The 20,903-nt window shown below is 48.5% G+C and carries 19 protein-coding genes; 10 read left to right on the top strand and 9 right to left on the bottom strand.

What is annotated here, in order from left to right; all coding sequences use genetic code 11:
• Positions 1-39: 39 nt before the first annotated feature.
• The 3 genes from CXK86_RS26835 to CXK86_RS26825 form a co-directional block, all read right to left on the bottom strand.
• Positions 40-1,146, bottom strand: coding sequence for a Glu/Leu/Phe/Val family dehydrogenase (locus CXK86_RS26835; RefSeq protein WP_076253924.1), 1,107 nt, complete (start codon positions 1,144-1,146; stop codon positions 40-42).
• A gap of 287 nt (positions 1,147-1,433) precedes the next feature.
• A complete protein-coding gene (cdaS, locus tag CXK86_RS26830) occupies positions 1,434-2,063 on the bottom strand; it encodes a sporulation-specific diadenylate cyclase CdaS (RefSeq protein WP_047840418.1) in 630 nt (209 codons plus the stop codon).
• Positions 2,064-2,272: 209 nt separating this feature from the next.
• Complete coding sequence (locus CXK86_RS26825) at positions 2,273-3,838, bottom strand: DUF6359 domain-containing protein (protein ID WP_076253925.1); 1,566 nt, start codon at positions 3,836-3,838, stop codon at positions 2,273-2,275.
• A gap of 173 nt (positions 3,839-4,011) precedes the next feature.
• Between CXK86_RS26825 and CXK86_RS26820 the strand changes: the two genes are divergently transcribed.
• From CXK86_RS26820 to CXK86_RS26815, 3 genes are all read left to right on the top strand, one after another.
• Positions 4,012-4,305, top strand: a complete 294-nt coding sequence (locus tag CXK86_RS26820) for a hypothetical protein (RefSeq protein ID WP_076253926.1) — start codon at positions 4,012-4,014, stop codon at positions 4,303-4,305.
• 153 nt (positions 4,306-4,458) lie between these two features.
• Positions 4,459-4,614 carry a hypothetical protein gene (locus CXK86_RS32310; protein ID WP_017691064.1) on the top strand — a complete coding sequence of 52 codons (156 nt, stop codon included), beginning with the start codon at positions 4,459-4,461 and terminating at the stop codon, positions 4,612-4,614.
• A gap of 124 nt (positions 4,615-4,738) precedes the next feature.
• The gene (locus CXK86_RS26815; RefSeq protein ID WP_076253927.1) at positions 4,739-5,296 is read left to right on the top strand and encodes a GNAT family N-acetyltransferase; all 558 of its coding nucleotides are present in this window, start codon (positions 4,739-4,741) and stop codon (positions 5,294-5,296) included.
• A 160-nt stretch (positions 5,297-5,456) separates the two neighbouring features.
• Here CXK86_RS26815 and CXK86_RS26810 read toward each other — a convergent pair whose 3' ends face one another.
• Positions 5,457-6,233, bottom strand: a complete 777-nt coding sequence (locus CXK86_RS26810; protein ID WP_235193905.1) for a Crp/Fnr family transcriptional regulator — start codon at positions 6,231-6,233, stop codon at positions 5,457-5,459.
• Positions 6,234-6,609: 376 nt separating this feature from the next.
• Here CXK86_RS26810 and CXK86_RS26805 point away from each other — a divergent pair, with 376 nt between their 5' ends.
• The 6 genes from CXK86_RS26805 to chrA all read left to right on the top strand — a co-directional run bounded on the left by CXK86_RS26805 (position 6,610) and on the right by chrA (position 10,822).
• A complete protein-coding gene (locus CXK86_RS26805; RefSeq protein ID WP_051447438.1) occupies positions 6,610-7,041 on the top strand; it encodes a GAF domain-containing protein in 432 nt (143 codons plus the stop codon).
• Between the two features lie 109 nt (positions 7,042-7,150).
• Positions 7,151-7,801, top strand: a complete 651-nt coding sequence (locus tag CXK86_RS26800; RefSeq protein WP_017691068.1) for a response regulator — start codon at positions 7,151-7,153, stop codon at positions 7,799-7,801.
• Positions 7,794-8,909: a PAS domain-containing sensor histidine kinase gene (locus tag CXK86_RS26795; protein WP_101314851.1), complete on the top strand. Its 1,116-nt coding sequence runs from the start codon at positions 7,794-7,796 to the stop codon at positions 8,907-8,909. The genes CXK86_RS26800 and CXK86_RS26795 overlap by 8 nt, the downstream gene beginning before the upstream one ends.
• A gap of 270 nt (positions 8,910-9,179) precedes the next feature.
• On the top strand, positions 9,180-9,674 hold the full coding sequence (chrS, locus tag CXK86_RS26790) for a chromate efflux transcriptional regulator ChrS (protein WP_036616550.1): 495 nt from the start codon (positions 9,180-9,182) through the stop codon (positions 9,672-9,674).
• 12 nt (positions 9,675-9,686) lie between these two features.
• The gene (chrB, locus tag CXK86_RS26785) at positions 9,687-10,274 is read left to right on the top strand and encodes a chromate efflux transporter ChrB (RefSeq protein ID WP_017691071.1); all 588 of its coding nucleotides are present in this window, start codon (positions 9,687-9,689) and stop codon (positions 10,272-10,274) included.
• 2 nt (positions 10,275-10,276) lie between these two features.
• Positions 10,277-10,822, top strand: coding sequence for a chromate efflux transporter ChrA (gene chrA, locus CXK86_RS26780; RefSeq protein WP_017691072.1), 546 nt, complete (start codon positions 10,277-10,279; stop codon positions 10,820-10,822).
• A 267-nt stretch (positions 10,823-11,089) separates the two neighbouring features.
• Here chrA and CXK86_RS26775 read toward each other — a convergent pair whose 3' ends face one another.
• On the bottom strand, positions 11,090-13,462 hold the full coding sequence (locus CXK86_RS26775; protein WP_076253929.1) for an Ig-like domain-containing protein: 2,373 nt from the start codon (positions 13,460-13,462) through the stop codon (positions 11,090-11,092).
• 211 nt (positions 13,463-13,673) lie between these two features.
• On the opposite strand from CXK86_RS26775, the gene CXK86_RS26770 reads away from it, so the two are divergent.
• Entirely contained in the window at positions 13,674-14,279 is a 606-nt protein-coding gene (locus tag CXK86_RS26770; protein WP_036616541.1) for a methyltransferase domain-containing protein, read from the top strand.
• Between the two features lie 383 nt (positions 14,280-14,662).
• Here the strand turns inward: CXK86_RS26770 and CXK86_RS26765 are convergent, their stop codons facing one another.
• The 4 genes from CXK86_RS26765 to CXK86_RS26750 form a co-directional block, all read right to left on the bottom strand.
• Positions 14,663-15,799 carry a glycoside hydrolase family 88 protein gene (locus CXK86_RS26765; protein ID WP_017691075.1) on the bottom strand — a complete coding sequence of 379 codons (1,137 nt, stop codon included), beginning with the start codon at positions 15,797-15,799 and terminating at the stop codon, positions 14,663-14,665.
• A gap of 195 nt (positions 15,800-15,994) precedes the next feature.
• Positions 15,995-17,947, bottom strand: a complete 1,953-nt coding sequence (locus CXK86_RS26760; RefSeq protein WP_101314850.1) for a glycosyl hydrolase — start codon at positions 17,945-17,947, stop codon at positions 15,995-15,997.
• Positions 17,940-19,937, bottom strand: coding sequence for a heparinase II/III domain-containing protein (locus CXK86_RS26755; RefSeq protein WP_101314849.1), 1,998 nt, complete (start codon positions 19,935-19,937; stop codon positions 17,940-17,942). The genes CXK86_RS26760 and CXK86_RS26755 overlap by 8 nt, the downstream gene beginning before the upstream one ends.
• A 303-nt stretch (positions 19,938-20,240) precedes the next feature.
• Positions 20,241-20,897, bottom strand: a complete 657-nt coding sequence (locus CXK86_RS26750; protein WP_047840427.1) for an SGNH/GDSL hydrolase family protein — start codon at positions 20,895-20,897, stop codon at positions 20,241-20,243.
• Positions 20,898-20,903: the final 6 nt, after the last annotated feature.

Genomic DNA, 20,903 nt, shown 5'->3' with positions numbered 1-20,903 from the left:
TAACAGACCGTTTTAAGTTTTTTTATGAATCTATTAAGTTTACTTGCGCAATCTCCGGGAACTCAATGAGTGATGACCATTCTGCAAGAATGTACTGCGCGTATTCTTCATCTGTTCAATCCGTCGCTCAGCCAGACGATTTGCGGCAACATAGGTTGCGATGCCCTCGGTACGTGAGCTTTCGAATATTTTCTCCAGAGTGGAATAGATCTCTCCGATCTTGCTCCACGCCCGATCCGCGTTATAACCGTTTAACTCATCCGCAATGTTAATTACGCCACCTGCATTGATAACATAGTCAGGCGCATATACGATGCCCATATCATACAGCTGATCCCCATGACGGGTCTCCAGCAGCTGATTATTGGCACAGCCCGCTACAACCTTTGCCTTGAGCGTTCTGAGCGTATCGTCATTAATCGTGCCGCCCAGTGCACATGGTGCATAGATATCACACTCCACACTCGTGATGTCTGCGGGATCAACTGCTGTTGCGCCGAAGCGGTCCACAGCCTGTTTCACCGAGTCCTTATGGATATCCGTAACGATCAGATGTGCACCTTCCTCATACAGATATTTGCACAGATGCATCGCCACATTGCCGACACCTTGGACCGCTATCGTTTTACCCTCCAGCAGATCGGTACCAAATGCTTCTTTGGCTGCTGCCTTGATCCCCCGATATACACCCCAAGCCGTTGCAGGCGATGGGTTACCGGATGAACCATAACTCGCCGAGATGCCTGTCACATAATCGGTTTCCTGATAGATCAGGTTCATGTCCTCTTCCGTTGTTCCCACATCTTCGGCAGTGATATAACGTCCGTTCAACCCTTGAATATATCGTCCAAACGCCCGAAACATCGCTTCGTTTTTGTCGCGCCGCGGATCTCCGATGATAACGGTTTTGCCACCGCCCAGATTCAGGCCAGATACCGCATTCTTATATGTCATACCACGGGCAAGGCGCAGGGCATCTTCAATGGCTGCTTCTTCTGAAGCGTAAGTCCACATCCGCGTACCTCCCAGCGCAGGGCCGAGTGTTGTGTCGTGTATGGCGATAATAGCTTTTAACCCTGAATTTCGATCCTGGCACAGAACCAGTTCCTCATAATCGTGATGCTCCATTGCTTCAAACCAACTCATGTGCTAACCGTCTCCTCCAACCATTTTTGCGATCCAATCGCATTGTTCTCTATTCATTGACCATCCTCTATTGTACCCATGAATACCCAGTTTGTGCAAAATCACATCGCAATGTCAGAGAAGCATCGATCGATGTTTCTCATATGGCGGGAGCAAAGCTGTCGAATTTCAGATTATAATTTTATCGTCTATCCATGGAAAAACCTCTCTCCCTTACAGGAGAAAGGTACAATTCTCTCAACTACATCAACCTATTCGCCCCGAGTAGGCCAATTAATCGTTCACATTTAAGGGAGCGTCTCAACCACATTGATTGGATGCAAATCGCCATCTACAGCAAATGAAGCCTGTCCTGTCTCCTCGGAGACAACTAATACAACCGCATCCGTCAATTCACTGAGTCCCAGTGCTGCCCGATGACGAGTGCCTATTTTTCGTTCATGCACTTCCGCTTGCGACAACGGCAGCACATTACCAGCGGATACAATCTGATTGCCACGAATCAACACAGCCCCGTCATGTAATGGCGCACCAGGAATGAATAGCGATTCCAACAACGCATGCGTCACTCTCGCATCCACAGTCACGCCTGAGTGAATGATCGACTCCAACGGAATCTCCCGTTCAATCACAATCAACGCCCCATATCTCCGGTCAGATAGATGCTGTACGCTCGATGTTAATTCGGCAAACTTCTCGGTAAAGGGTGACAGATAACAATCCAGATAAAACGAAGAGGCGAGCACCTCGATCTGCTTGATCTCCGCTCGAATCTCTGCAAATTGCCCCAGCAGACAGGCACTGTCATTGTCAAATCGGGATAACGTCAGATTCATACGCTCTGCTACACGATGGAGGTCTGCCTTAAGCTTCTGCCTCATCGAGGAACTGTCACAGTCTGCTTGCTGGGTCATCATTCGCCGCCTCCTTGGTTGGGTTGGGCTTCACGCCGCATCATTAGTACCCATACCTTCCCCTCTGGAGCACATATTTATGCAATGGCGGGGCTGTAGGAGCTAATCACGAGCTTCATTGTAACTGATATAACAAGCAAAAAAAGAGCCTCTCCGCAAAACTCCACGGTCAGACTCTATTTGCATAATGATTTGGTGTTTGTCTACTTTACTTATTGTGCTTTTCCGTATGAACCTGCCTTAAACGTAGTCGGATCATACCATTTGTACCCTGCCGCAGGTGCAGCCCATGGCTCAAGTTGTGGCTCGGTTGATGCGGCCGGAGCTTCGATAGGAAGCAGGCTTGTGGCCGTATCCAATGTCAGTCCTGGCACTTGTGCCAGACTCGTGTAGCTCTCTTTGACCGCGAGCCATTTCACAGTATTCACAAGGAACGTTGCATCATCCACTTCTTTGAATCCATCATAGGTCTTCTTGGTAGCACCTGTCTCTTCACGCAAATATTTCGGAGTCGCGTCTTCTACAGGTGAAGAGTCACCGATAAATGCGGCTTTGCCTGCACCAACCTTTGCAATGGCAGCATAGGCTCCTTCAGCTCGTCCACCACCATTGTATACGCCCTGATCCACGGCATTGCCCCACTTGGACACACCACTTGGTACATACACCAAGCCTTTGGCCTTGTTAGGATCTATAATCGCAATGGTCGATCCCGCATGCATGGCTACAGAATTAACACCAGTCGTAATGCCAAAGGATTGTGCAGGTGCAACGATATCCGATGCGTTCACATCTCCAAGGGCATTGTAGCGGAAACGGACACCAAAGTTCGTCGCGAGCCAGTCTGAACTCGTCACGCTCTGCATCGCTGGTGATTCGGCTTCAGCCGAGGACATGCCTTTGGCCGGATTCAGGAAGGCACCGCGGCGATAGCCGTTAAATACTTCGGAAGAATCCCAGCGGTTTTTGTTGCGGTCTGCATTATAGTGGTCGGAGATGAAGAAGATACTTCCTCCGTTCTGCACGTACTGCACCAGCGCAGCCTGCTCAGTCGCTTTGAACGGCACGTTGGCTTCGCCGATGACAAAGACGTCGTAATCTTTCAATTTATTATAGGTGATAGCTTGCTCACCGAATGTATACGGGATGCTGCGTTCCAGCTGATCCACGGCAAAGCCTGCGTTTCGCAAACCATTGGCAAAATCCGAAAATGCCCCGTCAATAATCCAGTCGGCAGCACCTGCTGTCTGGGCGTGGGTATTATCAAACAATACTTTCTTGCCGGTACCGTCCGGCAGTGTTGTGCCAGGGTTTGGTTCTGGATCAGGATTGGTTGTTCCGGAGGAAAGTGTGATGGACGTTGGGTTTTTGACTCCTGCATAGCTGTTGTAGGCACCTAAGGTTCCGGTTACGATGATCTTTTTGCCTACAAGACTGGGGTTGGACGCCAATCCATATTGCGAACGGAAAGATGAGGGAACTTGTACATCCAATAATCTGGCGTTGGTTCGCTCTGACGCTGAATCCGCAATCAGAACATTAAAATCATTGGCATAGGGAGATGTAAACTTCGCGGTAAGCGACCCGGTAGCATGTCCAACAATGATTCCTTCAACCGTTGCTGTGCCTCCACCGCTCTGGGCAGCGATGGCCTGAGATATCGTAAGTGGTGCTGCAGCTTGTACCGGACTTTGCGAACCCGGCCCCAGCAGTGCGGTTGCCATCATGATAAAGACCAGGAATGCCCCGATCCAGTGCTGCCATAACGCCTTCTTCATATTCCCTTTCTCCTCCTCCAAATTACCTGATAATGGGTTATCCTCCTTTAATTTAATTGTTCATATGCTGAATTCCTCTTTCTTTTTGTAAAGTTTATGAAAAAGTTTAGAAGTTGAGTCTATTGGCCCATACTGATTATCATTAGAATTCCATTTACCGAAGGAGTAAAACGATGATGAAGTTGGTATTTTTGTTGCTCTTGTTGATTGTCCCGCTGATTATGGCTTATGTTGCTCTTCGTTCCCGGATGGTTAGACGATTGTTTCATATTCTTGCGCTACTCTGTTTCTATAGTGCGGCAACCGTCATTGCTGGTGATGTGTATGCGACGAATGCTCATATGACCACATTCACCACCGAGATTCATCATTTCCTGTTGAATGGCTGGTTCCTGTATCCGTCTGCATATCTCGGAGTATACATTCCCTATGTGCTGTGGATGAGCCTATTTTCAGAAAAAAGTTAAATTCGATGCGGACTTGGGATTGCATTTTACCAACGTTCATTGCATAATGAATATATAAACATGATAATGATTATCATTCTTGAACTTGTCTCTTTGTAACTTTCTACTGCATATGATTTTACGATTTTATAGATAAAGGGGAACGAACATCGAATGAATACAACTCTGCAAAAGGCTGATCTGCAGCTTGACGATTATTTGGATCTTCTGAACCTGGCAACCAACCTGGGTGATACGAGATGGCAAAAGGAAATTATCCGTAAGCTGGCTTATACTTATCCCGCAGTTCAATGTAAACAACCACAATAGCATGCCACATACATCATAGATCTACATTATGGCTCATGACCGATTCATTCGTTGAATCTGTTATGGGCTATTTTTGTTGTACAATGTACAGTAAAGTTATTCAAAAGTGAAGGAGTGAACAACGTTGCAACTGGAGACCGAACGACTCATCATTAGGGATATTCTTGAGACCGATTGGGAGAGGATTCATGCCTATACTTCCATGCCGGAAGTTACACAGCATACAGCGTGGGGGCCGAATACCGAAGAAGATACACGAGCATACGTGCAGTTTGTATTGGACACACAGCAGGCACATCCAAGAGAGGGCTTTGAACTTGCAATATGTTTGAAAAGTGATGGAACTCTCCTTGGCGGAGTCGGTATTCACGTGATGGAGAAAACCAATGCAGAGATCGGTTATGTCCTTAACCCCGCTTACCAAGGGAAAGGTTATGCCGCCGAAGCAGCCAGTGCTCTACTAGGCTTCGGTTTCAACGAACTGGGCAATCACCGGATTTACGCCAAATGTCGTCCGCATAACACTGCTTCGGAGAATGTCATGAAGAAGATCGGCATGCAGCGTGAAGGTCTGCTGCGGGAGCACTGGTTCTACAAAGGTTCCTTTCATGACTCTGTGATCTATTCGATTCTTGCAAAGGAATATGCAGGTGAACAATTACAAAGAAACACAAAAAGCTGACTCCCATATATGGGACGCCAGCTTTTCTTTTACTCCGTAACGACCCCAATCGCCAATGGAGGTGAAGCCTTGAAGCCTCATTTGGAATCCAAATCAAATTTGTTCCTCAGGGATGCAACCGTTGTTCTTCCCTCAACTCGGAACACCGGAACAAGTTATTTTACAGTCGGCAGAGCTCTACCGGGCAGCTTGGGAATGTCGGACATCCGCACATACAGCGCAGGGCTGCCAGGTCACGAATCATCAGTTTGCCGTCCATCATATCCAGCGTACCTTGTTCCTTCCATGCCCCCAGCATCCGCGTTACGCTCTCCCGGGTCGCTCCAATCATCTCGGCAAGATCGGTATGGTTCAGCTTCATGTCCAGCACAATACCATCCGGTGTAACCCTGCCATACGAATTGCTGGCACGGATCAGTGTCGAAGCGAGCGCACCCGCCTTGCCATAGAGCAGCAAATCACGGAATCTCGACTGGGTGATCCGCTGCGACAGTGCCATCCATTGCAAGAATTTCAAGGCAAGGTCGCCATGTTTGCTGAGTATACTTTCCAGATCGCTAAGCGAGATAATGGCCAGTTCCCCTTTTTCCGCCATCTCTGCACTGTAGCTATGATTCAATCCGCCGATGCCGCCGAATTCACCGATGAGATCGCCGCTTTGCTGAATGGATAAAATAATTTCCTTGCCATCCTCCGTCGACTTGGTCATTTTCACTCGTCCCGAACGAATGTAGTACAGATATCCGGCTTCATCGCCTTCGAGAAAGAGACTATACCCCGACTTCACCCGTTTGGGCTGCATTTTTGCTTCAATCAGGCCCCATTGCTCAGATGTAACGAACGAAAGGATTCCGCCTGTTTCTCGTGTCATTTTGCCCGCCTCCGTTTGTTTCTGCTCTGCTCTTTGGGTTGTTCTTTCTACAAATACTGTACCCATAACCTTCGTCCCCCTCGGTGATTCCTTATGTATCCATCATACCGCGAAAGTAGCGCGAGGGTTATCGGGGGATTACCTGATCATTAACGAGAAACTCCCTGAATTTGCTGTGAGAAAAGTCACATTTCACCGATATGCCTCATCCTTCGCATTTCTTCAATCCCTTGGTGCACCTGACTCAGGAGCCCTCCACTGCCCAAGTTCAGTAGATTATAGAACGGAAATAGGGGTTTTCCCTGAATTACAACGTACGAGAAAGGGTCTACAATAGAATTAACATTGTAATACCCTTACTTTAAGATGATCCTGTTCAAAGGTTAATGATAATAATTACACGTCACGTACGTTATAATTTTGAAAAAGGAAGTGTCCTCTCATGCATGATGAACTGCCATCTGGCATTCAGGAGATGATCGACGGCCTGCGCCTGAACACATCCAGCGACTTCTGTGGACTTGCCTGTCTGAACGGGACGATGCTACGCTGGAAGTATACCTCTGGGGCTAGTAATGAACGGGTGAAACGCATGGAAATGCGCGCCGGACAAGATCTGGTGGGCACAGCCCTTCGGACTGGACGCACAGCCCGATCTGATGCACAATCCACCGGGGAGCATACACCCGGTCGTTGCCCGTTAATGCTTGCTGAGCGGCTGGTATGTGCCATAGCGGTACCTGTGTTCCAGGAAGGAAGTGTGCCTGGCGCCGTGCTGCTCGTTGGCAGCAGATTGCCTTGCACCTTCTCACCGGACATGATCCGGCAGACGGAGCAAATCGCTCTACATCTTCAGCCGAAGGTGTTTGGATAAAAGTTTGAACTAGAGCGTGAGAGAAGCTATTCGGAGATTAAAGCTCTGAATGGCTTCTTTTTTTGTTATGATATAGATAGAACTAAGGAAGCGGACAGGGGGAAATCATGTGATTCAACTATTAGTTGTAGACGACCATGTTGTCGTGCGTTCCGGGCTGATCGCCTTACTTGAAGGAAAGAATGATATACATATCGTTGGAGATGCCGCAGATGGCGATGAAGCCATTGCCAAGGCTCAAGAGTTGAAACCAGATGTGGTCTTGATGGATTTCAGCATGCCGCCAGGCAAAGACGGTCTGACCGCTACGGCTGAATTGAAGAAATTGATGCCAGATGTCTCCATTTTGATACTAACCATGCATGACGATGAAGAATATCTGTTCCGCGCCATCCACGCGGGAGCATCCGGATATATACTCAAAAGTGCGCCGCATGAAGAATTGCTTGCTGCGATTCGTTCCGTAGCAGAGGGTAGCGCCTATCTGTACCCCAGTGCAACCAAGCGGCTGATGAGTGAATACCTGGACAAAGCCAAACAGGAAAACGCCGGACCGTATGACACGTTATCCGAGCGGGAGAAAGAGATTTTGTCCTGGATTGCCAAGGGTTACGCCAACAAGGAAATCGCCGAACATCTGATCATCAGTGTCAAAACGGTCGAATCCCACAAAAGCAATCTGATGGAGAAACTTGGCCTGCGTACACGACCGGAACTGGTGAAGTTCGCCATGAAAAAGGGGTTGCTGAACTTTGAGTAGTGCACGCAAGAACAGATTAAGTGGACTCGCAGACCAGCCCGTACGCCTCCTGCTGAACGAAATCGATGATCACATTACGGATAATGAATTTCGCAGCAGGTTGAAGGGTTCCCTGCATCAACTGAGTGATCTGAAATTTGCCTTGGATGAATCCTCCATTGTAGCCCTGACAGACCGCAAGGGTAAAATCCAGTATGTGAATGATAAATTTTGTGAAATCTCACAGTATGAGCGCGAGGAACTGATCGGTAAGGATCATCGAATCATTAATTCCGGATACCATGGCAAAAGCTTTATGAAAAACCTGTGGGACACGATATCCTCAGGTAAGGTTTGGAACGGGGAAATTCTCAATCGTGCCAGAGATGGCAGTCATTATTGGGTCAACACCACCATCGTGCCTTTCCTTGATAACGACGGGGAGCCCTATCAATACTTGGCTGTACGCAGCGAGGTCACCAAGCTGAAATCCGTCGAAGCCGAATTGCAAAAGATGATGTCCCAAGTGATGAACATTCAGGAAGAGGAACGACGCCGGATCTCGCGTGAACTGCATGACGGGATTGGACAGAGTCTCTTCTCTCTGGTGATTCAGATGGATCGCCTGCTGGCAGACCAGCCTCACCCCGGGGTTGAAGCACTTCGTAAACAAGTCACGGGTATCATGGAAGATGTACGCGGTATGGCATGGGAGCTGAGACCATCCGTTCTGGATGACTTGGGTGTTGTTCCGGCCATTCGTACGTATATCGAGAATTACACCCGTCACTACGGGATCGAAGTTGATCTGGAATGTAATTTGCGCAAACGACTGGAGATGAACCGGGAGATAGCCATCTACCGAATTATTCAGGAAGCCTTAACCAATGTCGCAAAGTATGCCGATGTTGCCGAAGCACGTGTTACTATAGAAGACGCTGAGAACATGACGATGGTTATTATTGAAGACCAGGGTGCTGGATTCAGCGAAGCAACCGCTGGCAATGGCGTTGGATTGTTTAGTATGGAAGAGCGTGCCCGTGGTGCAGGAGGAACGTTGAGAGTTTCTTCCGAGCCTGGCGAAGGGACCACCGTTACCCTTTTACTGCCCAAGACAGCACAGGGATAACCGTACATGCTTCGTATCACACTTTGTGCTTTACTCCAGCTTATCTATTATTTAACGGCTGCTCGCTATTGGACTGTGCGAGTGGTCTTTTTATTTCCGATTGGTCGAAATGACAAAATGAAGGCTCAAAATCGGTTAAATTCAATAATCATGATAAATAGATTGACTCCAGTTACGATTCGTCATTAAACTATGAATGCCACATACACATTGTATGTTTAGTAAAATTTCATTGTTCATTTCATATAGCGAGAGAAAAGGATGGTCAACATGTCAGAGAAACGCTCCTCCAAAGGAGGAGAAATTCCACAAATGTACAATCTGGACGAGATGGATCGCAAAATCATCGCCGCGCTTCACCACAACAGCCGAATATCCTATACGGACCTGGGTACACAGATCGGGTTGTCACGTGTGGCTGTTCAGGCCCGCATTAATGCGTTATCCGAAAAAGGAATCATCGAACGCTTCACCGTTGTGATCAACCCTGGCAAAGTTGGGCTTCAGGTCTCAGCCTTTTTCAATGTCGATGTCGAACCGCCCTTCCTGGATGAAGTCGCTGAGAAACTGGATGAAGAGCCAGCCGTCACCAGCCTTTATCATATGACAGGCCCGAGTACCCTGCACATGCATGGTATTTTTGCAGATATGGAAGAGATGGAGCAGTTCTTGCTGGAGAAGCTCTATAAGATGCCGGGTATCGTCAAAGTGGAATCACAGCTATTGTTGAAACGTTATAAAAGCCGGATGGGCATGAGACTCTAGGAGGAAATCAGCATGGGTTGGAAAGATTACAACGGTCTCGTCATCGGAATGGTACGAACCGGAATTCTCGGATATGGCGGCGGCCCTTCGGTGATCCCGTTAATCCGTTACGAAGCCGTTACGCGTTACAAATGGGTCAGTGATGAGGAGTTCGGCGAGATTTTGGCTATCGCCAACGCCTTGCCGGGTCCCATCGCGACCAAAATGGCCGCATATCTCGGTTATAAAACCAAAGGTGTGCTGGGCGCGATCGTGTCTGTACTCGCTCATATTTTGCCGACAAGTATTGCCATTATTGCTCTGCTCGGTTCCATGTACGCGCTACGCGAGTCGAAAGTGGTAGCAGGCATGGTAGCCGCCGTAAGGCCAGTCATTTTTGTCATGCTGGGCATGATGGCTTATGAATTTGCCATGAAAGCCTGGAAGGGACTTGGTAAAGTTTTTGCCGCCCTATTCGGCGTAATTGCCTTTGTACTATTGCAGCTGCTGGATATCCATCCGGGGATTGTGATCGCAGTTTTCCTTGGATATGGTGTCTTCCATCTGGATTTGGTTCAGCGCTTCAAGTCCAAAGGCGAGTCCGATAAGGGGGTGTCCTAAGGATGCTCCAGACCTGGTGGGAATTATTTTGGGGATTTTTCGTAGCAAACATCTTGGGATATGGGGGCGGTCCAGCTTCCATCCCGCTTATGCAGGAAGAGATTGTGAACCACTACCAATGGATGACCACCGAGCAATTCGGTGATGTACTGGCGATTGGTAACGCCCTTCCCGGCCCGATTGCAACCAAAATTGCTGCATTTGTCGGGTACCACGTAGCAGGCTGGTTTGGGGCATTTATCGCAAGTTTTGCCACAATCGTGCCTTCCGCAACCGCACTAATTATATTACTTCGTCTGTTGAACAAACATCGCACGTCACCAAAAGTCAAAGGTATGACTCTACTCGTACAGCCTGTTATCGCTGTACTCATGATTCTGCTCACATGGGAATTCGGGCAGCTGTCCACTGATTCCATCGGCATCTGGCAGACGTTGATCATTGCAGGCATCTCGCTCTGGGTCATGACCAAAACCAAGCTGCATCCGGCCATTCTGATCGTGATCGCTTTTGCCTATGGTGCGCTGGTACTGTCTCACACGATGTAGTAGTAGAACATACAGGGAACGTCACAGAATCACTTGGTTATACATCTGTAATAGGATGGTGTATGCGAGGGTTCTGGACGTTGGCGAATGGCTAGATTATTTTCATTTTTTAAGGAACTGAGGACGTCTTATTCGTTCTTATAGGACGTTTCAGATTCGTTAGAGCTTGAAGACATGCCTAGTTTATAAACAAAAAACGGTGATGCCAGCTATTAGCTGGCATCACCGTTTTATTTGCGCGTTTCACACTCACATTTGGAAAAGCAATTACTTCGCTTCAACCACTACCGTTACTTTGGTTTTCACACCTGCAAATGTTACTGTAATCGTTGCTTTACCTTTGCCGTTCGCCTGAATGATTCCATCTTTCACCGATGCTGTTGCAATACGGGAAGATTTCCAGAGAGCCGGTTTGGATACATTCGCTTCACTGCCATCGGCATACGTTGCAGTTGCAGCCACGGTTACCTTTTCACCAGGTTTCATAGTCAACGTTACTTTATCCGTCTGCAAATATTTCAGTGTATCCACATCTAGAGCAATCGTTACAGACTTGCTACCGTATTTTGCAGTAATTTTGGCTTTACCTGAACCTGTAGCTTTGACTTTACCTTTGGTCACTTGAGCTACTTTGTAGCTGTTCGTTTTCCATTCAGCTTTGTCCGTAACATCACGCTCGCTACCGTCGCTCAAGAAGGCAGTAACCGTCAGATCAGCTGTATCGCCTGATTTCAGGGAAAGAACCGGCTCGGAAGCTTCAATACGTGTGATGACATCCACTTCAACTTGGATCGTCACTTTTTTGGAGCCGTATTCTGCTGTGATATTGGCTTTACCACTGCTGTTACCCGTAATCACGCCTTTTTTCACATCCGCTACACGTGCATTGCTGGATTTCCAGGTTGCTTCGGATGTAACATCCAACGTGTTGCCGTCCTCATCCGTACCTGTTAGAAGGATCGTCTGAGTTTCTTTGGCAGACAGAACAACGAAGTTCACATCTGCTTCCAGTCCACTAGCCATACCTACTTCAACAGGCAGAGTCAGTGTTTTGCCTTCAATCTTCGCGGTAATGGTTACTTTACCTGTAGCAACACCTGTGATAACCCCTTTGCTATCTACCTCAGCGATTTTGTCGCTGCTGCTGCTCCAAGTTGCATCTTCAGATACATCTTTGGATGTTTCACCATACAACGCCAGTACTTTGGCAGAAGTCGTTCCACCAACGGCTACTGATGCTTTCTTCTTGTCCATCTCATACTTGTCTGCTACGTCTACATTGACTGTGAATTTAACCGTTTTACCGCCATAAGCTACAGTAATCGTAGCCGTACCGGATTTGTATGCAATCAGATCGCCGTTTGATACATATACAACATCTGCATTGCTTGAAGTCCATGTTGCTTTGGAAGTTACATTTTCTGTGCTTGCATCAATATACTCTGCATTGGCTACCAATTTTTTGGACTTGTTCTCACCTGTAACACTCATGGCGAGCTTGTCAGTCACATCTTTGATATCCAAATATCTTGCCGTATCTACATCCACAGCAACTTCTACGGTTTTGCCACTGTAGGTTGCTTTAATCGTTGTTGAACCTGCACTAATCGCTGTGACCTGTCCCTTGAATACCGTTGCAACCTTCTCGTTGCTGGATGTCCATGTTGCCTGATCGGTTACATTCACATCGCTGCTGTTTGGATAAGAAGCCGTTACAACGACATTAGCCGTTTTGGTTGTATCACTCAAACGGAAGAAAATACTTTGTTTCACCACACTCAGTTTGCTCGTCAGATCCACATCCACGTCAACGGATACTGATTTCGTACCGTATTTGGCTGTGATCTTGGCAGAACCTGCCGAGTATCCTGTAATTTCGCCTTTGAGAACATCTGCGACCTTCTCATTGCTGGATGTCCACTCCGCCAGATCGGTTACATCTTTGGTTGTACCATCTGGATACGTAGCCGTCACTTTCACACTTTCACTTTTGTTCAACAGCAAGTTAACTTGCTGTTTATCTACATCTACACGTTTAACCACTTCAACGTTAACATCCACCGTCACGCTTTGGCTGCCAACTTTGGCTGTGATCACAGCTGTACCCGCGCTTTGTCCAGTTACTTTACCATTCACCACGGTAGCAACCTTCTCATCACTGGTAGACCATTCTGCCGTACTTGCTGCTTCATTATTTGTTTCATTGTCACTATACGTTGCTGTCAAAATAATTTCTTTTGTATCTCCCGTGCGTAAATCCAGACTTTGCACGTTTTTCGAAAGAGCTTTGACCTTCTTCGTTACTTTCACTTGAACAGTCTGACTCTGACCCTGGTAAGCTGCCGTAATCGTCGCTTTACCTTCTTTTTTGGCCGTGATTGCACCATTATATACAGTTGCTATCGAAGTATCTTCGCTACTCCAGGTTGTACTAATCGTTACATTAGCCGAAGTATTATCTGAATATACCCCTGTCACCGTAACAGACCCAGAATCACCAACTTCGAGCGACATCTCATTCTTGGAAACCACAATTTTGGACAGTTCTTTGTCTGCCGCAGCGGCCAAGCCTACGTTGGAAATACTCAGCATCAACACCAGCATCATCACCATGTACTTGGTCAATCTTGGCTTTAACATCATTTCCCCCCGATTATCATCATTTTTTTCCTTATGTTTTATGTCGGCAAGTTCTTTCCAGATGTTTAGACTTTCAGGAAATTTTCAGGGAATTCTATGGAAATTAATTTATCTTCTATTCCTGTTTCAACCGATCATACCTGCGAATATTGCGCATACCTATGTATATTGGCAGTCTTGAACTTCTTTTAACAGGATTGGAGGAAACATAATGCATCAGCCTTTTGATTACATCGGGTATTGGGAGGAAACATATCGTTCGGGTGAAACTTCTGGGAGGGGTTCATACGGGGTTTTGGCTGAATTCAAGGCCGAGGTCGTGAACGGACTGATTCAACGTGAAGGGATTCATCGTGTCATTGAGTTTGGATGTGGGGATGGCAACCAGTTGCAATACATGAATTATGAGGACTACCTGGGCGTGGATGTAGCGGCTTCTTCAGTAAAGCGTTGTGCTTCCCAATTTGCCAAGGATTCTTCCAAGAGCTTCATGCTGTATACACCAGGCCTATGGATTAACCGAGGTTTCCTGCAAGCCGATCTGACGGTCTGTCTGGATGTGTTATATCACATCACGGATGAAACAGATTTTCGCAATACCCTCTATGATATTCTGCACTCCTCAACAGCATGGGTGGTGCTTTACACCCGTTTGAAAGAAAACGGCAACCCGGGGATTGATACAATCCAGGACCGTAATCTGTTCGAGTATCTCTTCGACTATCCTGATTTCAAAGTTCATGAGATTATTCCGCAGCGCTATCCAGATCAATCTTCTGCCGACTTTGTCATCCTGAGACGTACACCTTCGAAGTGAAAATTGATTTTTTCAGTAGAGCATAGCTAAGTCTGCACCCCAACTGGACCCGTAAGAATGAGTATTCATAGACCAGACATTCTTTTGTCTTCCTTCGATTATGTACACCATCCGCCTGTCCGCTCACCTTGATTTGTCTATTCAAAGCTCAAGCTTAGGTATACTCCTTCTCCAGTAGAGGGAATATCGTTCCTAATCCTGGAGACAGCCTTATGCGGACAGGTGATGATGGTTTGCTAATGACGCTACTGACAATAAATACTGAATATATAACTGATTAACTAGTTGAATCTAATGAAACAACTCGAAGGCTCATAACACGACGACCTTACTAATCCGTTCTCACTTTCGGTTCTTCCTGCCCGTAGTTCTCAATTCTTCTTTTAAAATAACCCCGCATGTCCACGCAACTTCGCCAGCGCTTCCATATAGAAATAATCGCCGTATATAATCGGCACATTCAGCCCTCGCCCTTCCGGGTAATGCACCGTTCCCTGCATGATCAGACCTTCTTCCGCAGCCGAGTCGCCTGAGCTATAGTGCTCATGCAACCCGCGGACGATACGTTCTCCAGCGGCAGCATAGGTTTCCCCCCGCGGCGACAGCTTCGCCAGCTCAAGCAACCCGCTCGCGGCAATCGCCGCAGCGGACGAGTCCCACGCCACCTGATGCTCCGCAGGTGCGCGGAAATCCCACACCGGCACGATCTCTTCGCCAAGCATGGCGAGGAAGAAATCGGCCGCACGCTCCGCTGTCTCCAGATATCGGGCTTCGCCCGTATATCGGAAAGACAGCGCAAACCCGTGCAACGCCCAGGCGGTCCCCCGCGCCCAGGCGGAACCTGGAGCATGGCCCTGTCCGCCATGCTCTCGCAGCTTCTGCCCCGTGTGTGGATCGAACTCCACCACGTGGCAGATGGACCCGTCCGCGCGGATGAATTCGCGCGCCACGGTGTCCGCGTGTGCTTCCGCCAGCCAACGGAAGCGCGGGTCGCCGCTCTGCTCGGATGCCCAATAGAGCAGCGGCAGGTTCATCATGCTGTCAATGATGGCTACGCCGCGCGTATCCATTGCTGACGAGCTGAAGTTCCAGGCGCGGATGAACTCACCGCGCACGTGGAACCGGGCAGCGAGCAGGTTGGCGGCAAGCATTCCACGCCGCCGTCCATCCATGCTGCCCGTCTGGCGATAGTTGGCTACGCCACTAAGCAGCCAGATGAACCCCAGATCGTGATCCACCGATTCGGGATCACGCAGACAACCTTCCAGTTGCCGCTCACAGCTTTCGGCAATGCGATGTAGCGGAGCGACCGCTTCACTTTCCGGAGCATCCTCATAGACCAGCCATAACAATCCAGGCCAGAAACCTGCTGTCCACCATTCCGGATCATTCCGATCATACGTCCCTTGCGGGGCAATGTGTGGAAATGTATCCTTGATCCGCTTTGCATTCCGAATTGTTTTGGCAGCCCCCTGTTGCCACGCTTCCTCGAGCCATTTTACCGACGTTGATGTGTTCATGAACATATCCCTCCTCGATTCAATACCAGACATCTAAGCTTGATGCTCCAGCTCAAACTTATCTATAGCGTCGTATGCCGTAACTGCAATAGCTATCCGTTAAATATCACTAATCATCCACGAATAACACTTTTAACTATGCTTTGAGCTGTTTTGAGATGTTTCGAGATCTAATGATCCTCAACCTGAACACCTTCAGTTAACCTCGCCCAATCGGATCGCAAATGACAACCTACGTGCTCCGTTCACTTCAATCCGGGCTTCCTTCAGTAAACCATTACGGGAGGCCACAGCCTGTTCCTCCAGATGAATTATGGCTCCCTGATCCAGCGCAGTGGATTCTACATACGCCCCCCGATACTCCGTTCGCACGCTATGATCCGTATTGGTAATTACCGCCTGTTCACGGCCATCATGGAACATCAACGGAATGAGTGCCCCTGCTGCCGCGATCTCTCCTTCGAATTCATACGTTATAGTCAGCACATCCGCCTGTTGTACATAATGGGTACGCAATGTTTTAATTCCGGGTAATGGACCGACCCATGTCACGGCAAAAGCATTCTCCAAGGCGTTCACGCCATCTTCTGCCGCTCTTTCCTCCAGATGCTGCTCCACTTGGTTCCGTGTATCATCGTCCACCTTCTCATACACAATGGAACCACCTCCCTGAGCAGGGTCTAATCCAACATCCCGATCATATGCACCACCGGATGGAATCCCCTCTGCAAGACTGTGCCATACCCCATCTGGTGTCTTCCAGGCAGGACAGTAGCTGAGCGGACGGACCGCCCCTTCGGCAAACTCCGTAAATCCGGCCTGCACATGGCTGGCAGCGGACGGACCAATCAGACCAGGTAACCCCATCTGCTGAATCCGTACCAAACCAGAAATCGTATACGGATCATTCATCGCCGTGTGTAATACCAGTTGCTGACCAGGTATGGAAGCAATCACAGTTTCGAACCACCCATCGGTCTGCAAAACCCTACTGCCCACCTCGGAAGGAAGATACACTTCGCCCACATCGTCTCCCGGATCACTGAGACAAGCGTGGGCCAGCGCTGCTGCCGTCCACAGGTTGTAACAGGTGTGGTTGGTATAGATTTCATACCCGTGCCGATCTTCTGGCGCGTATTCATTGCGCACGATTTTCAAACGTCCATCTTCCATCTTCCAGCGCTCAACAGCAGCAAAACACCGATTGGCCGCACGTGCAAAAGCACCCGCCATCACCGGATCTCCCGCCTCCAGAGCCTGCGTTGCATGTGTAGAACATACATAAGCTGCGGTAGCTTCATTCCACTGATGTTGGGAGCTGCGACCACGCGGTGGAATCTCACCTAGCGGCGAGAGCGTTAGTAACGAGCTGAAGGCACCATGGCGCAGCTGCTCACGTAACGTATCGGCAGTGGTTCCCTCGTAACCTGCTTCGAGCATCACCCCAAGGTGATAACGGGTGGCAATATCATAGGAAAATGGACAATTTGGACGGTCCAGCGGTCCATCCTGATACAAGCCAAGGGCCGTAAACCGGGGTAGATGATAGGCTTCCAGATATCGATCCATCCACGCAGTACCCTCATTCGCCAGCTGTTCATGCCACCGCAGATATTCGCCAGAGATCATAATGGCGTTCCAGTTAATCATGCGATTGGGATTGTTCATCTTGCTCATCGTAAATACATAATCTTGTTCAGGACTGATTGTCTTGAGTGCCTCAGCCCAGATCTGTGCATGTTCAGGCAGGTGTGATTTCAACAACATATAGGCTCTCATCATGAGAACCGGAAAAAAATCGGGGTGATTGTCAGGTGCGCTACCATTGACCACGGCATCAATGCTCTGTGACAGGGCTATTGCTGCCGATTGGAGCAAATCTGTACGCCCTGCATCAACCAGAACTGCCGCAGCCATCGCATAGGCCGGTGTAGAATAATATCTCTCCACACCCGAGAACGGGTCGATAATTGCCCCCTGGCTGTCCTGATATGGTGTGTAAGCGCGAACAACACTTTCAACAAGTGCCAACTTGCGCTCACTATTCCAGCCGTCTGCCGGAGGGCGGCCCGCTTGTTCTGCCAATGTACGGTAATGTTCGAGTTCATCTTTCCATGGATATGTGGACGCAGATGTATATTTACTCACGCATGCTCACCTCGGTTTCTCCCATTTTCGGTTCAATGATGAAGCGTACCTCACATACCGTTTCAAGCGAATTAGGGCGTTCTGTCCGAACATCTGTCTCATCAATTGCACCTGTCCATGATAGTGACGTCCGATAGAATGTGACTGGAACATTATCATGATCAACTGTGTCTATTGCCTCCGTAAGGACTTGCCACTGGTTCCCATCATACGTCATATGGACCGTTCCATGTTCGCCTTGCCAGCGAAGATTACCGCTCTTCACCACTTCAGGCTGTACTCTACTCATCCATCGTTCAACAACACTTGAAAACTCTGCATGTGAATCTGAATTATCCACCGAAGATGATCGATCAGCCAAAGACACCACCCTGCTCTTCCATTGAAAACGGTCAATGAGACGCAATTCCGCTCCATTCCTGCTACCCCCAGAAGCCTTCTTCCAATGAAATTGGCGCGTATAACGAGCCAGTGAAACAGCTCCAGAATATGCGGATGTCAGATCCAATGTTGTATTCAGCTCACCGCCATCCTCTGCCAGCTTTGCCTCTAACACATGGGCTTGCGCTTGCCGGCCCGAGCTTTGCTCCTGGCCTTCAATGAGCGGAACGTTATGCCCGGATGATGAGATGTGTAACAACTGCTCTCTGCCTGGCGCAAAATACGCTTGGGTATACAACCCTGCTCCTGGATCACACAGAATATTCTCACCACCGCAATGGATAATGAACTGCCCCAGATCATTATGGTTGTGAGGTTCATCGTTATGCCCGCCTTTAATGGAAATAGCCACATGAAGGGGTGCGCCGTTCGCATGTTTTGTATCCGGAGAATCGAACGATCCTTTTGCAATCATCCAGCCCAGATTTTGAAAGATAAATCCCCGTTCAGCCTGCCCAGAAGCACCTTCATCACCATACACTGCCGGATCGCTCCACATCACGTTCCGCAACAGATGAGCCCAACGATGACAGGGATCATCAGTAAGCAGTGGAATATGAAGCGGCAAATCCACCTGCAACCCAAATCGGGATGCGAGCAGGGAAAGCAATCCGGAAGGGATCTCTTCCTGCTCGGCACTGTCCGAATAATTTACGAATGTTCCACCTGACAAATGAACTCGCAGTGGGAAGGCTGCGATGGCTGTTATTTTGGAACCCGTCAGTAGATCTAGTTCGCCCTCACTGTACTCACGAAGCATCTCGGTATAATACGTGAAATAACCGAATCCATATACCCAATATCCAATGCCTTCGGCACAGCCGCCATCCTCGCCATATCCGCTCAAGAATGCGTTCATACAGCTGAGTTTATGGGAGATCGATTCCTGTAGTATGGACTCATCCTCGAGCAGCAACAATGCGGCCATGCCACAGCACCCACCACAGACCGCCGACCAGTTGTGATCCGCTGTCTGCCAGTGGAACTTCCGTTGCTCCCGGTAAAGCGGAGTGAAGATTCGCCGTTCTGCTTCAGACCTGATCCGTTCTATGACAAGGCGATCCAGCCGCTCGGCGTGAATGGTCACAATCTCGGCCAGCATATGTACCGTCTCTGCTGCGAACAGATCGATGTTCCCATTCACCTGGTTGACCTCTCCCGTACCCAGATGCGCGGGCAAACACCACGTATACTCACCACACACGTCCCACAATATTTCTTCCAGCGCCTGCAGTGCATCCGGCCTAGCTGTGTCTAATGCGAGCATCGCCACAGCAGCAAGTCTGCCCCTTCGATCGAAATAAGCCTCTTCATAGGCTTTTCGCTCACCCATATCACTGAACTGTCGATATAGACGGAACGACAAGGAAGGCATGGGTTCTTTCAAGGCACGTTCACCGTAAGCCTTCAAGTCTGTGTATAACGTAGCCAATTCAGGCCGGGATAACTTCTCCAAGAGTCTGTCGGCACTTAAGGAACTCAATGCTCTGCTCTCAGTACCACGTTGGTTTATATTTTCATTTTCGACTTCGTGAATGGAATCTTCCATTGGATTCACCACTCTTCGTTAATGGATTGTCATGCCCATATTATAATGTAATCGATTTCATTTTACCGGATATGATAGCATTTTTGAAGAATTATCCATTAGAACCCTTTCCACGACGTTACTTCCTTCTCCTTCCTAACCAAAAAAACGAAGAACCTTCGTCAGGTTCTCCGTTGCATTCTGCCTGTCACCACAGGCTTTTTATGGTTATCTCATATTCTTAACTATCTTATATCCTCATCCTCAATTAATCCTGAATACCTATAATGCTGCTGCCCATATCCTAGCTGTCCGCTGTTGTTATTACACAATCGCAAGCGAAGAATTCTGTACAACAGACAACCATTGGCGTGCAATCAGCTCATGACCTGCCGCGGTTGGGTGTACGCCATCCCATAACCAGTACGCTGCATCCGCCTGTTTCAGAGCGTCATTAAACGTCTGCTGCAATGGCACCCACACAGCTCCAAATTCTTCAGCAAGACCTTGGGCCAGTTTCTGATATTGACCGACATACTCTTCCCAGGCTTCCCATTTCTCCGCAGTCGCTCCAGTTCTCAAAATAAACGGCTCCATCAAAATCAGCCCCGTATCTGGCATCACTTCCCGAGTTTCTTCGAGCAAATGGCGATACGCCCGTCCGAAACGATCCGTTACCCCGCTAGGTTCACCATTCATCGTGCGCCAGGCATCATTAACCCCAATCAGGATGCTGATCAGGTCCGGTTTTAGACTAATGGTATCCTCATTCCAGCGTGCGTACAGGTCCGATGCCCGATCCCCGCTGATGCCTCTGTTATAGAAGGTCTTTTGCTTGCCCGCCAGTTCCATACCCAGTTTGCTGGAGATCAGATACGCATACCCGTGTCCGAGAAAATGATTTGGATCATCATTGCGTGATCTTCCCCCATCTGTAATCGAGTCTCCCTGAAACAATATAACGGATGGACTTGTACTCATGATTGA

Source organism: Paenibacillus sp. BGI2013, assembly GCF_002843485.1.
Lineage (GTDB): Bacteria > Bacillota > Bacilli > Paenibacillales > Paenibacillaceae > Paenibacillus > Paenibacillus amylolyticus.
Note: the sequence above shows the minus strand (reverse complement) of the source record. Positions and strands in the feature narration are given on the sequence as shown.

Bases quoted from the DNA above. Each gene is read 5' to 3' on its own strand.
- CXK86_RS26770 (WP_036616541.1), top strand. From the start codon at position 13,674: ATGCATCAGCCTTTTGATTACATCGGGTATTGGGAGGAAACATATCGT.
- chrA (WP_017691072.1), top strand. From the start codon at position 10,277: ATGCTCCAGACCTGGTGGGAATTATTTTGGGGATTTTTCGTAGCAAAC.
- CXK86_RS26805 (WP_051447438.1), top strand. From the start codon at position 6,610: ATGCATGATGAACTGCCATCTGGCATTCAGGAGATGATCGACGGCCTG.
- CXK86_RS26820 (WP_076253926.1), top strand. From the start codon at position 4,012: ATGATGAAGTTGGTATTTTTGTTGCTCTTGTTGATTGTCCCGCTGATT.
- CXK86_RS26825 (WP_076253925.1), bottom strand. From the start codon at position 3,838: ATGAAGAAGGCGTTATGGCAGCACTGGATCGGGGCATTCCTGGTCTTT.
- CXK86_RS26750 (WP_047840427.1), bottom strand. From the start codon at position 20,897: ATGAGTACAAGTCCATCCGTTATATTGTTTCAGGGAGACTCGATTACA.
- CXK86_RS26810 (WP_235193905.1), bottom strand. From the start codon at position 6,233: ATGGGTACAGTATTTGTAGAAAGAACAACCCAAAGAGCAGAGCAGAAA.
- CXK86_RS32310 (WP_017691064.1), top strand. From the start codon at position 4,459: ATGAATACAACTCTGCAAAAGGCTGATCTGCAGCTTGACGATTATTTG.
- CXK86_RS26775 (WP_076253929.1), bottom strand. From the start codon at position 13,462: ATGTTAAAGCCAAGATTGACCAAGTACATGGTGATGATGCTGGTGTTG.
- chrB (WP_017691071.1), top strand. From the start codon at position 9,687: ATGGGTTGGAAAGATTACAACGGTCTCGTCATCGGAATGGTACGAACC.
- CXK86_RS26765 (WP_017691075.1), bottom strand. From the start codon at position 15,799: ATGAACACATCAACGTCGGTAAAATGGCTCGAGGAAGCGTGGCAACAG.
- chrS (WP_036616550.1), top strand. From the start codon at position 9,180: ATGTCAGAGAAACGCTCCTCCAAAGGAGGAGAAATTCCACAAATGTAC.
- cdaS (WP_047840418.1), bottom strand. From the start codon at position 2,063: ATGATGACCCAGCAAGCAGACTGTGACAGTTCCTCGATGAGGCAGAAG.
- CXK86_RS26835 (WP_076253924.1), bottom strand. From the start codon at position 1,146: ATGAGTTGGTTTGAAGCAATGGAGCATCACGATTATGAGGAACTGGTT.
- CXK86_RS26755 (WP_101314849.1), bottom strand. From the start codon at position 19,937: ATGGAAGATTCCATTCACGAAGTCGAAAATGAAAATATAAACCAACGT.